Annotated in this window: 12 protein-coding genes; all 12 read right to left on the minus strand. The window is 49.1% G+C overall.

The annotated features are described in order from the left end of the window. Positions 1–51 precede the first annotated feature (51 nt). The 12 genes from hisC to ndk all read right to left on the minus strand — a co-directional run bounded on the left by hisC (position 52) and on the right by ndk (position 12,635). The gene (gene hisC, locus ACDE64_RS14830; protein ID WP_411347336.1) at positions 52–1,149 is read right to left on the minus strand and encodes a histidinol-phosphate transaminase; all 1,098 of its coding nucleotides are present in this window, start codon (positions 1,147–1,149) and stop codon (positions 52–54) included. 120 nt (positions 1,150–1,269) lie between these two features. Then, a complete protein-coding gene (gene trpA / locus ACDE64_RS14835) occupies positions 1,270–2,073 on the minus strand; it encodes a tryptophan synthase subunit alpha (protein ID WP_411346803.1) in 804 nt (267 codons plus the stop codon). Positions 2,074–2,099: 26 nt separating this feature from the next. Continuing rightward, positions 2,100–3,296, minus strand: coding sequence for a tryptophan synthase subunit beta (gene trpB, locus ACDE64_RS14840; protein WP_411347337.1), 1,197 nt, complete (start codon positions 3,294–3,296; stop codon positions 2,100–2,102). Further along, a complete protein-coding gene (locus ACDE64_RS14845; RefSeq protein ID WP_411347338.1) occupies positions 3,296–4,180 on the minus strand; it encodes a phosphoribosylanthranilate isomerase in 885 nt (294 codons plus the stop codon). Before ACDE64_RS14845 ends, trpB begins: the two co-directional genes overlap by 1 nt. After that, positions 4,173–5,015: an indole-3-glycerol phosphate synthase TrpC gene (gene trpC / locus ACDE64_RS14850; protein ID WP_411347339.1), complete on the minus strand. Its 843-nt coding sequence runs from the start codon at positions 5,013–5,015 to the stop codon at positions 4,173–4,175. The genes ACDE64_RS14845 and trpC overlap by 8 nt, the downstream gene beginning before the upstream one ends. Further along, the gene (gene trpD, locus ACDE64_RS14855; protein WP_411347340.1) at positions 5,005–6,045 is read right to left on the minus strand and encodes an anthranilate phosphoribosyltransferase; all 1,041 of its coding nucleotides are present in this window, start codon (positions 6,043–6,045) and stop codon (positions 5,005–5,007) included. Before trpD ends, trpC begins: the two co-directional genes overlap by 11 nt. Positions 6,046–6,149: 104 nt before the next feature. Further along, positions 6,150–7,721, minus strand: a complete 1,572-nt coding sequence (gene trpE / locus ACDE64_RS14860) for an anthranilate synthase component I (protein ID WP_411342921.1) — start codon at positions 7,719–7,721, stop codon at positions 6,150–6,152. Between the two features lie 645 nt (positions 7,722–8,366). Beyond that, positions 8,367–8,735: a chorismate mutase gene (gene aroH, locus ACDE64_RS14865; RefSeq protein ID WP_411346804.1), complete on the minus strand. Its 369-nt coding sequence runs from the start codon at positions 8,733–8,735 to the stop codon at positions 8,367–8,369. Positions 8,736–8,743: 8 nt separating this feature from the next. After that, on the minus strand, positions 8,744–9,838 hold the full coding sequence (gene aroB / locus ACDE64_RS14870) for a 3-dehydroquinate synthase (RefSeq protein WP_411350306.1): 1,095 nt from the start codon (positions 9,836–9,838) through the stop codon (positions 8,744–8,746). 8 nt (positions 9,839–9,846) lie between these two features. Beyond that, positions 9,847–11,016 (minus strand): chorismate synthase, encoded by a 1,170-nt coding sequence (gene aroC, locus ACDE64_RS14875; protein WP_411342922.1) that lies wholly within the window; start codon positions 11,014–11,016, stop codon positions 9,847–9,849. A 322-nt stretch (positions 11,017–11,338) separates the two neighbouring features. Beyond that, the gene (locus tag ACDE64_RS14880) at positions 11,339–12,139 is read right to left on the minus strand and encodes a CheR family methyltransferase (protein ID WP_411342923.1); all 801 of its coding nucleotides are present in this window, start codon (positions 12,137–12,139) and stop codon (positions 11,339–11,341) included. A gap of 52 nt (positions 12,140–12,191) precedes the next feature. Beyond that, positions 12,192–12,635 (minus strand): nucleoside-diphosphate kinase, encoded by a 444-nt coding sequence (gene ndk / locus ACDE64_RS14885; protein WP_411342924.1) that lies wholly within the window; start codon positions 12,633–12,635, stop codon positions 12,192–12,194. Positions 12,636–13,185: the final 550 nt, after the last annotated feature.

Here is a 13,185-nt window from a genome sequence, read left to right on the forward strand (position 1 = left end):
AGTTGTAAAATCCGCCGAGGATTTTATCTATAGATCATTTTGGATGATTCTTTATACATTTGCCGTTTGCTCTTGCAATGTTTCTTCCAGCGCACGAATAAACGCTTCATTCTCTTCCGGCGTACCAATCGTTACGCGGATATACGTTGGATACTTCTGATGACCCGCACGGATGATCACACCACGACGCAGCATCCCTTGGAAGATATCCATCGCATTGTGCTTCGTATCAACCATAATGAAATTCGTTTCGCTTGGGAAATACGGCAGACCGAGTCGGTCAAATTCGCCGAGTAGCACATCCATACCTTCACGATTTTTGCTGCGGCAATCGTCCACGAATTGTTGATCCCGAATCGCCTGACGTGCTGCCGCTTGAGCAATACGCGATGTATTGAACGGCTCACGCACCTGATTGACCAGCTTCACTACAGCCGCATTACCGATACCGTAACCAATGCGTAGCGCAGCCAATCCGTAGATTTTGGAGAACGTACGTAAAATGAGCAGATTAGGATACCGATCCAGAAGCTTCACGCTTTGCGGATATTGCTCTGCAACTACGTATTCATAATACGCTTCATCCAGTACAACCAATACATGCTCAGGTACACGATCCATAAAGCTGATGAGTTCATTTTCCGGTACAAACGTTCCGGTTGGATTGTTCGGATTGCACACCCAGACGATCTTCGTATCTTCGCTAACTGCGGCGATCATCGCATGCAGATCGTGTGTACCGTCTACAAGCGGCACTTCAACAACTTCAGCACCCTCGATCTCGGCGTTACTTTTATATACGGAAAAGGTCTGATCTGCCATAATCGTCTCATCGCCCGGCTCCAAGAACGCGCGCGCAGTCAATGAAATGATCTCGTCCGATCCACAACCGAAAATAATCTGATTGGATTGTACACCTAGATGCTGTGCCAGCTCGGCAGTCAGCTCTACCGCACCGCCGTCTGGATACAGATACAGCTGGGATAATTCGTCCACGATAGCCTGCTGTACAGATGGCGCAGAACCGTATGGATTTTCATTGGAAGCTAGCTTGATCACTTTGTCGAGTCCAAGTTCGCGTTTCACTTCTTCAATCGGTTTGCCCGGCTGATAGACGGGAATATTCACAATACGGGATTTCGGTTTCACTATGCACAACTCCTTCAGGCGTCATCGTCAGGAAATGCTGAAACTCCGGCATACCTGTCTGCCATAGCAGCAGGTACACACGGAGCGTTAAACATTGCCTGTATAGGTATAATCGTAATCTTATTTGCTTCCTTTTAATTCTGCCACAAAATTGCGAATTTGCAACAGTCCGTCTGCTTTCCGCGCGGGATCAGTCAATAGCGGAATCTGCGATTCGATCTGGCGCACAATTGCACTACCAACAACAACGCCATCGCAAAATTGCGAGAACTGCTTCACTTGTTCATGACTGGAAATACCAAAACCGACCGCAACGGGCAAGTCTGTATTGTCCTTCACGCTGTTAATGAACTGCTCTACGTTATTGTGGAACGATGCGCGTTCACCTGTCACACCGAGCGAAGATACGCAGTACACAAAGCCCTGCGCTCCGTTCAGAATGGAGGATATACGTTCATGCGACGTTGGTGCAACGAGTGGTACAAGACTGACACCGGCTTCACGGGAGCGTGCTCTCATTTCTTCGGATTCTTCTACCGGTAGATCCGGCACGATCATACCGCTAATGTCGTAATGACGCATCTGCTCGAAGAACGTATCCAATCCGTATTGCAAGATCGGATTGTAATACGTGAACAGAATAAATGGCATCTGCACACCACGTTCTCGTGCCTGCGAAGCAACCTCAAAGCATGTATCGATCGTCACACGGTGAGTCAATGCACGCTGCGAAGCACGCTGGATGACCGGTCCATCTGCCAGCGGATCGGAATAAGGAACGCCCAATTCCAAAATGTTGCAGCCTGCGGCTTCCAATTCGACGATAATATCAACCGTAATCTGCGGATCGGGATCACCGACAGTCAGAAACGGAATCAACGCCGTTTCGCCCGCTTCCTTCAACTTGGCAAATGTAACATCCATCCGATTCTGGCTCTGTCCTGTTACGCTCACAGCGATCCCTCCCGCTCATATTTCATAATCGATTCCACGTCTTTGTCGCCGCGACCGGACAGACAGACTACCAGTAGCTGATCTGCTGTCATTTCTTGTGCTAGCTTCACGGTGTGGGCAATGGCATGTGCCGATTCCAGTGCCGGAATAATACCTTCGGTACGACACAGCAGTTTGAGCGCATCGAGCGCTTCCTGATCTGTAATCGGTACGTACTGGGCACGTTCAATATCTTTGAGATAGGAGTGCTCTGGTCCAACGCCCGGATAATCAAGACCGGCGGAGACGGAATGGGCTTCTTGTACTTGACCGTATTCATCCTGTAGCAGATAGCTCATCGAACCTTGGAATACGCCTTTGGTACCGAGACTCATCGTGGCGGCGTGCAGCGGGGTGTCGATACCTCGTCCAGCAGCTTCCACACCGATCAGACGAACGTCTTGGTCGTTAATAAACGGATAGAACATGCCGATGGCATTGCTACCGCCACCAATCGCTGCCACTACGGTATGCGGAAGGCGATGTTCCTTTTCCAAAATCTGACGGCGTGTCTCGTCGCCGATCACACGTTGGAAGTTGCGTACCATCATCGGATACGGATGCGGTCCGACGGCAGAGCCAAGAATGTAAAATGTATCTTCGACATTGCTGACCCAGTAGCGCAGTGCTTCATTACCCGCATCTTTGAGTGTGCGTGTACCAGACGTAACCGGAACCACTTCTGCACCGAGCATATTCATACGGAACACGTTCAATTGCTGACGCTTGATATCCTCTTCGCCCATGAACACTTTGCATTCCAGACCCATCAGCGCAGCAACTGTCGCTGTTGCTACACCATGCTGTCCGGCGCCTGTTTCGGCGATGACTTTTTGTTTGCCCATTCGTTTTGCCAGCAATGCCTGACCGATGGCATTGTTGATCTTATGTGCACCCGTGTGGTTGAGGTCTTCGCGTTTCAGATAAATCTTCGGTCCACCCAGATGTCGGGTTAACCCCTCGGCATAATACAGCGAAGTCTCACGACCGGAGTATTCTTTGAGCAGATAATCAATTTCTTGTTGAAATTGTGCGTCATCCGCGTATTTACGATACGATTCCTCAAGTTCGATCAGTGCGTTCATCAGCGTTTCCGGTACGTAACGTCCACCAAAATCGCCAAATCTTCCTTTTGCATCAGGTAGTGTTGTCATTATGATCTCGCCCTCTCCACAAACTGTTTGATTTTATCGATATCTTTGACTCCGTCACTCTCGACTCCGCTTGATACATCAATGCCTTCTAGCGGATAGCCGTGAACGAGTGTATCTACATTGTCCGGGTTCAGTCCACCGGCAATTAGCAGCGGAATTCCGCGCGCTGACGTCCAGCGATGATACGCTTGTATTTCTTCCCAAGCAAATGTTTTGCCCGAACCGCCGCCATACAGCGGATCATGGGTATCAAGTAAAAAGGCGTCTACCACGCCTTCGTAAGGATTGCATTGTTGATGAACAGCAGTAGCCGTATCATCATAGTTTTGTTCCATTTGCATTTCCGTGTTGTTCATGTCCATGTTGATTCGGCTAGTTGTATTGTTATGTTGATCTGTATTATTTTGCCGATCTGCCTGTACGGAAATGACCTTTATTACCGGCTTGTGCAATCTCTCTCGCACCTGCTGACAAAACGCTGGCGTTTCCTTGCCATGCAATTGGATCACATCCAGCGGCGCTATATCTGTAATATGCACCAGCTCATCCATTGTGGGATCAACGAATACGCCTACACTTTGCGGAATATGTCCTTGCGGCCACTGCTTCAGCACATCAATGAGCTGCGCAGCGATCTCGCGATCAATTTGTCGCTTGCTGCGTGCAAAGACAAAGCCGATATAATCGACCGGTAATGGTATCATAGATTTTAGCACTTCAACGCTTTGAAGTCCACAGATTTTTATCTTTAAACTAGCATCGTGGTGGTCGTACACTACCGGTGCAGATGCCGAATGGAGATCGTTATTTTGCTGCTTATTACAGTCATTCCGCTGTTCATCGGAATGGAATGTTGGAGCAAAGGTACTGTCGTTTTCAGTCATGAGATGTTCCTGCCTGACTACCTGCACCTGCTTCATACTCTGCTGGTGCCATCAGATTGCGTACAGCACCTTCAATATCCGGTTGACGCATAAAATATTCTCCAACCAGCACGCCAGCCGCTCCAGCCTCCTGCACATAGGCAATATCTTCCACCGACATAATGCCACTTTCGCTAATTAACGGCACGCCTTCCGGTAGCAAACGAATCAATTCCGCTGTAGTCGACAGCGAAGTAACGAATGTACGCAGATCACGGTTGTTCACACCGATCAAACCATGCTCCAGTGCGCCTTTGGCATGCAGTACCGTTTCCAGCTCTGCCTGATCATGCACTTCAATTAGTACATCCAATCCGAGCGATACTGCAACTTCGATATATTGCTCCAACTGCTCTGCTGTCAAAATAGCGGCAATCAACAGAATCGCATCCGCTCCGATCAGACGCGCCTCATAAATCTGACGCTCATCAATAATAAAATCTTTGCGAAGCAGCGGCAGATTAATCGCTGCCCGAATATCAGTCAAATACTGATTATTGCCCTGGAAATATTGTACATCCGTCAGGATGGAAATACAGTCTGCACCAGCTTTTTCATAAGCGGTCGCAATCTGCACCGGCTGAAAATCAGGGCGAATCAGCCCTTTTGACGGCGATGCCTTTTTCACCTCAGCGATCAGACCGAGACGACGATTCGGCGACGCAGTCAATGCTGCACGGAATCCGCGCGTTGCAGGCAATTGTGCAATCTGACGCTCTGCTTCACGCAATGAAAAATGATGCGCCAGTTGTTCTACTTCCTGCTGTTTGGTAACGACAATTTTATCAAGATACATAACTGTGTGCCCCCGTAGTTTGGATTAGTTGCTGCAATTTGCCAGCGGCTACACCGGAATCAATCGCCTGTGCGGCAATGGCTGCGCCTTCTGCCAGACTGTTCGCTTTGCCAGCCAGATAGATGCAGGCTGCGCTATTCGCCAGCACTACATCACGATACGCGCCATGCTCTCCGCTTAAAACACGGCGGATAATATCGGCATTTTGCTGAGCATCTCCGCCCAGCATATGTTCCAGCGGGTGCGTATCCAGTCCAAAGTCCGCTGGTGTGACTTCATACGTACGAACCTCGCCATCTCGCAGCTCGGCAATCCGTGTTGGTGCGGCAATACTGATCTCGTCCAATCCGTCATGACTAGCAACGACCATCGCACGCTCCAATCCGAGCAATTGCAATGTTTGAGCGACAGTTTCGATTTTGCTGCTGTCATACAGACCGATCAGTTGGCGATCCGCTCCTGCCGGATTGGTTAACGGTCCTAGCATATTGAATACAGTACGTACACCCAGCTCACGACGAGTCGCTGCTGCATGCTTCATCGAAGGATGGAACACCTGGGCAAACAGGAAACAGATTCCAATCTCATTCAAACAGCTGGCAGCTTGCTGTGCATTCAGTCCGATATTCACGCACAGCGCTTCCAATACATCTGCGCTGCCCGCTTTACCCGATGCAGAGCGATTACCATGCTTGGCAACACGAACCGATACGGAAGCCGCGATAATGGCAGATACGGTGGAAATGTTGAACTTGTGAATCCCCGATCCGCCAGTGCCGCATGTATCAAGCAAGCCCGCCGACAATACTGGTACACGTCCACCACTACGCCGCATCGCTTCGGCAAAACCAGTAATTTCCTCTACTGTTTCACCTTTGATCCGCAGCCCAGTCAACAAGCCGCCAATTTGCGAAGGCGTTGCTGTACCGTCCATAATCGTGCTCATCACTTCGTATGCCTGCTGGCGCGACAGATGCTGACCTTGAATAATGTCGCCGATTGCCTGCTGCATGATTTCTCCTGTTTGCATCCCATTGTCCTCCCCTGAGTGTTGATGTCTATATACTAATCCGGCAAACTGCCGATTGAATGATAAATGTTGCGTACTATCACTTTCATGTACAGATTGTTATCTTAGTCACCCAACTTCACTGGCTCGTACCCGTACAGATAATCTGGATTCGCTACATTGTGTTCCTTGCTGCTTTTCGGTGGAAACATCGCTTCAGCAACACGAATCGACTTGAGCATCGCTTTCGCTTTGTTGACCGTTTCCTCGTATTCCTTCTCTGGAACCGAATCCCATACAATGCCTGCTCCCGCCTGTACATATGCACGTCCATGTTTGAAAATAATCGTCCGAATCGTAATACAGGCATCCATATTACCAGAAAAGCCTAGATAACCAATCGCTCCCGCATACGCGCCGCGTGCTTCATTCTCGATCTCCGCGATAATCTCCATCGCCCGTAGCTTCGGTGCACCAGATACCGTACCCGCTGGCAGACAGGATAGGAAAGCATCGAAGAAGTCCTTATCTTTGCGTAATGTACCCGATACATTGGATACAATATGCATGACATGTGAGTACCGTTCAATCTGCATAAAGGAATCTGCTTTGACCGTTCCAAATTCGGATACACGTCCCAGATCGTTGCGACCGAGATCGACCAGCATCAGATGCTCAGCGCGTTCTTTTTCATCCTGTAACAATTCTTCTCCCAGTGCCACATCTTCCGCTTCGGTGAGTCCGCGTGGACGTGTGCCCGCAATTGGTCTTGTTTGCAACCGATCGCCTTCGACCTTCACGAGCGCTTCTGGTGAAGTACCCACGATAATCTCTTCGTCCAGTTTCAAATAATACATATACGGCGATGGATTCATCGTCCGCAGTACCCGGTATACTTCGAGTGGCGACACTTCCGTATCAATGTGAAACCGCTGTGACAATACAACCTGGAAAATATCTCCCGCGCGAATATATTCTTTTGCCCGATCCACGCCATCCAAATATTGTTCCTTCGTCATATTGGACTTGATCTCGCCCAGCTCAATATCCTCGGATACCGGTGCACGTCCGGCAGTATTGACTGGCGGTTGCGTTTGTAGCATACGTTCCATATCGTCCAGCTTTTCCGCTGCATTGCCGTATGCTTCACGAATCGTATCGTCATCCGCACCATCTGGCACATGCACATTACTCACAAGCAGAATATGCTGCTTCACATGGTCAAACACAACAATCTGATCGCAGAACATAAAGCGAATATCATCCATATTCAGATCATCCACTTTATGTGGTGGCAACTTCTCGTAATATTGCAATAGATCGTAGCCGAAGAATCCAATCGCTCCACCAGTGAACGGTGGCAATCCATCAACCTTCGGACTGCGATATCGACGCAGCAGTGCTTTGAGCTGCTCTACTGGCTTGCCGGACAAATCAGTCTGTTCGCCATCGATATCCAATGTGATTTTGCCCTGTTTACCGGAAATGAGCAGAAACGGATCGCTACCGATAAAGGAGTACCGTGCCCATTTGCTGCCACCCTCCACGCTCTCCAGCAGGAACGCGTGCTTTTGCTCCGCATAACGCTGGAAAATCCGAATCGGTGTCTCCATATCGCCCAGCAGACGTTTTACGATAGGAATCAAATTGTACTGACTGGACATGGCAATAACCTGTTCTACATGAGGTTGGATCATGATATTCTCTCCTTTGATCTGTTTGGTTTGGTAAGGGAAAGCATATCCGTGGACGGCGATAGCACCGGAAGGCAATTAAAAAAGCCCCCACGCGTACGGACGCATGAAGGCTGGAATCACATCAAGTAGGTACAAATGTAGACAACGGATATACACAAATACACCGTTGCTGGCTGGATGCACATAGAGGATAATATCATCTGATTCTAGTAGTCTTTTTCAACAATACAGCAAATGATCCTGAAAAAAGGCTACACGTATACAATACAGCTACAGTTGAACTAACAATACAACTCAATCATTGCCATTAATGACAATAACATTATCATCCATGTTGTTCACTACTACATCTCACTGTATACGATTGTGATGATCTACTCTACTGTTCATTCTGCTCTCGAAACGTCCTCGCACCTGTCTTCCTGCGGACCACCGACCCGAACCGTCCATGGATATGCTCTGACGCATATACCGGTGAACACTCCGCTCAGCCCGCCGACAAGGCTTACGTTTCCTTCTCATCTATACTGCTCTCTCTGCTTACCTGCAATCTCATCTCAATACACGGCTCTGCTTGCTTCTTAAGCTTATTTTATACTATACCCCATAACGGGTAACTGACGCAACCCTTACGCTGGAATTGGCTCAGGATGTTGCCAGATCCGGGCGCAGACGCTTCGCTTCATTCAAATAGACATGGCGCATTTCCTGCTGTGTCTTGGTCGTATTCACATGAATCATCAACCGGATACACTTCGGCAGACTGCCTTGTACCGATGCTTCGACTGCACACATTAACGGCACCATATTCCAGCCTTCCATTTCACGAATTGCCAGTGCTGGAAACGCGGCATCCAGATCGGCAGTCATCGTAATCCAGATGCTGCTAATATCTTCCGGCTCAAATTGATTGCGCTCTACGATTTCTTTTAGCAATACAAGCGTTTCGTCAAGAATCTCTTGACGCTCGTTGCGAGTCACAGTAGTTGCCCCGCGGATTCCACGCATATAGATACTCATACTCAGACCTCCTCCTTCAGCTGTTCCACAGTACGACGCACCAGATGGTAATCAACATTAGGATTGATCTCCACTTTGCCGATTGACTGTGGCACGACGAAGGTCATATTGCCTTCTTGAAACTTCTTATCGTGCATCATCGCTTCCATAATGGCATCAATGTCCAAATGCTGTGGTAATACCGTCGGCAGACCGAGACTTTGCAGCATACGACGTGTCGTATCAACTAGCCCTGGCTCACCACCAAGTGCTTCGCCGATGATCGCAGAACCGACCATACCGATAGAAATCGCTTCGCCGTGAATGATCTCGCCATAACCAGCAACCGCTTCGATGGCATGACCGATCGTATGACCAAGGTTGAGAATGGCGCGCAGATCATTTTCGCGCTCATCACGCGAGACGACAATCGCCTTGATCGCACAGCCTTTTTCCAGACCATAGCCCATCGCTTCACGGTCTACTGCCTGTAATGAATCCGCATGTTCCAGACACCAGTATGCAAAGTCAGCATCCCAGATCAGACCATGCTTCACCATCTCTGCCAGACCGGCACGCACTTCGCGCAGCGGCAACGTTTGCAGGGTGCTTAGATCGTACAGCACCAGCTCCGGTTGATGGAAGACGCCGATCATATTTTTCGCTAGTCGGTGATTGATTGCTACCTTGCCACCGACACTGCTATCGTGAGCAAGCACGGTAGTCGGCATCTGAATAAAACGAATGCCGCGCATGTACGTTCCAGCTACAAAACCAGCCAGATCGCCAACGACACCGCCACCGAGCGCGATCACCGCCGATTTGCGATCCAGTCCACCTTCAATCGCTTTGGTCATAACTGCTTCGAATACCGCTAGCGATTTGGACGTTTCACCTGCGCCGACAACAGCTGTGACAAAGGTAAAGCCCGCAGTTTGCAGCGACTGCTCCAGCTTGTCCAGATGCAGCGGCGCGGTATTCTCGTCCGTAACGATCAGCAGCGGGCTTTGCTTGGACAGTTTATGCTTTTCCAAATAGCTGCCGGATTGCTCCAGCAGCTGTTCGCCAATATAGATCGGATAAGAGCGTTCGCCAAGTTGAACGTCTACTGTGCGAATATCGCTCATCAGTAAGCTTCCAGCTGTGCGAGGTAATTATCGTAGTTTTTACGAATCTCCGTCATGGAGTCGCCACCGAATTTTTCCAGGAAAGCCTTGGCAACTTCCCAGGCAACCACACTCTCCATCACTACGCTTGCCGCAGGTACGGCACATGCGTCGGAACGTTCTACTTGTGCGGTAAATGGCTCCTTCGTATCGATATCTACACTTTGCAGCGGTTTGTACAGCGTCGGGATTGGCTTCATTACGCCGCGGACGACGATTGGCATACCGTTCGTCATGCCGCCTTCAAAGCCGCCGAGACGGTTCGTAGCACGATGGTATCCACGCTCTTCGCTATACAGAATCTCATCATGCACTTGTGAGCCGCGAATATGTCCAGCTTCAAAGCCGATGCCAATCTCTACACCTTTGAACGCATTGATGGACATAACTGCCTGCGCAATGCGTGCATCCAGCTTACGGTCATATTGCACAAACGTACCCAAACCGACCGGTACGCCTTCTACGATACATTCCACGATACCACCGATCGAATCGCCTTCTTTTTTGATCTGATCGATGTACGCTTCCATTTTCTGCTCGGTTTCTTTATCAACTACACGAACGGAAGATTCTTCTGTGCGTTCAATGAGTTCATCTAGTGAAAGATCGTTAGCTGGCGCTTCAATCTCGCCGATGCGGATAACCTGTCCACCGATCTTGATACCGAACTGTGCCAAGAATTGGCGAGCAACTGCGCCGACACCGACGCGGATTGCTGTCTCGCGTGCACTGGAGCGCTCCAATACGTTGCGCAGGTCTTTGTGATTGTATTTCAAACCGCCGTTCAGATCCGCATGACCTGGACGTGGACGGTGAACACGACGTTTCTCTTCGTCTGTGCCTTCCATCGGTTCGATATTCATAATTTTGGTCCAGTGCTTCCAGTCGTTGTTAGCAACAACCATAGCTACCGGTGCACCTGTTGTATACCCGTGGCGTACACCGCCCACGATATCTGCTGTATCTTTCTCGATTTGCATGCGGCGACCGCGACCGTATCCTTTTTGACGACGTGCCAGTTGGAAATTGAGCGCTTCAAAATCAAGCTCCAATCCGCTTGGTAATCCTTCAATAATCGCAGTCAACTGGGGACCGTGCGTCTCCCCGGCTGTCAAGTAACGTATACTCATGTTGCGTTCCCCCTTTAAACTGTTAAACTGTGCATCGCTAAAATCCGTAGTTACCTTTGCTTATTATAGTACAGCCTTCATCCATTTGACAAGGAACGTCAAATATTGTATTTGTGCATATCTATCCGGCATTTTTACGGTCTGTTCCTATGCAAAAAGGCACACTGCCGATGGCTTTCGCCTGTAAGACAGTGTGCTTGTGTTTACCATGATTGATGTTAAGCATGCGGTCTTGCTTGTGGCCCGCCTTGCAGGATACCGATTCAGATACAAGAACCGGCATCTATGTTGTTCATGTTGCAGATCAGCCCCCGCCGGATGATCAACCTTTTTTGTGATAAAAGAATGTTTCTGAGGAATCGAATCCATACTGACCCGGAGAGAAAATCTGCTCCGTGCTACCTACAAACAAAACGCCGCCCGGGCGCAAACTTGCTGCAAATTTGTGATACAGCAAATGCTTCGCTTCTTCAGTAAAGTAGATCATAACATTACGGCATACGATCAGATCATATCCTGTTTCGAACTTGTCGATCAGCAGATTGCCCTTACGGAACTGAACTGCCTTTTTCAGCGTATCGTTAACACTGAACATCGGTCCTTGCGCAGTGAAATACCGTTTGACCACGTCCGCCGGCACGTCCTTGAGCGAGCGTTCCAGATATAGCGCTTTTTTGGCTTTTTCCAGAGCACCGTCATCAATATCAGTGGCATGCAGCGTGCTGGACGAAAGCAAGTTTTTGTCCGCGAGAATCGTTGCAAGCGTGTACGGCTCTTCACCAGTCGAGCAGGCAGCACTCCATACTTTCAGATTTTTGCTGGTGCGCTGCAAATCGGGCAGAATCGTATCGCGCAACACTTCCCAACGGTTCGGGTTACGCCAGAACTCAGATACGTTGATCGTCATCCGGTCAAGGAACTCGTAAAACAATGCTTTGTCCTTCAGCATGGCGTCGAAAAATGCGCTGAATGTCGAGAATCCGTTTTTGGTACGCAGCGTCGTCAGACGGCGTTTCATCTGTGCTTCTTTGTACTGCGACAGATCGATCCCTGTATTGTCTTTTACTTTTTTGATAAAGCCGGCATAATCCGCGTCCGGTTGAATGGCATCATTCGTAAGCATGGAATCACTTCCTTGATCATGATTATAAGTTCAGTCCATGCGGGGGTATGTGTTAGAGCCAGGCCGAAATGTTTTTTTCGTAAACGCTTAATTCGTTGGGAGCAAAGAAGTTGGCAATTTCCCGGTCCGCACTTTCCGGCGAATCGGAGCCATGAATTAAATTGAACGGCGTATGTGCAGCAAAATCGCCACGGATCGTGCCAGGCAGTGCTTCTTTTACCTGGGTTTTGCCCATCAGCATACGGGAAAGGGTGATCACATCATCGCCTTCCCACACCATCGCGAACACCGGACCGGAGGTAATAAAATCAATCAATTCTCCGTAAAACGCTTTGCCTTCGTGTTCAGCATAATGGCTTTTGGCTTGCTCCTCGGTTGGGATGAGGAATTTGCCACCGATCAATTTGAATCCTTTGTCTTCCAAGCGACTGATAATGCGTCCGATTAACCCACGTTGTACTCCGTCAGGTTTAATCATCAAAAATGTTCGTTCCATCTGACTCACTCTCCTGTTATCTACAAAGTGATCTGCTATCGGAGCAATGCAAAGTGCTCACTTGTGTATTCTAACAGAAACCTGGGAGTACAGAAAGAAATCGAATCATATCCATAACAGCTCATTTTTGATACAATACCGCCCACATGAATCCTCTCACTTGTTATGCGCCTGTCTGCCGACGTGATTACTGCCATTTGTAGCATCGGAAACGGTCTGCATACTTCAGTATTGTATATATCGACATCTGAGGGGTAGTCTTTTAGTCCCGGGAGATAAATAATTTGGAATTTGGTGGGAGTGGGGGGATGTTGTGAGCGGGCATCGCTCTGGGAAGGGATAGGGGAACGTCCTTCGGTGGAGCGCGGGAATCTACGAAATGGGAGTTACTTGTAGATTCCCGCGCTCCAAGGGCGTCCTTATCCCCTATTCCCTTCCCGCCGCTATGTGCTGACAACTCCCTCCGACTCTCACGAGTGGGTGGGGTAGCAGGGAAGGTCAAGGGCGTTTAAGATGTTTAGGATGTTTAGGTCGCTTAGACGTTTAGGCG

Origin of the sequence: Paenibacillus sp. WLX2291 (genome assembly GCF_046603665.1) — a bacterium.
Lineage (GTDB): Bacteria > Bacillota > Bacilli > Paenibacillales > Paenibacillaceae > Saccharibacillus.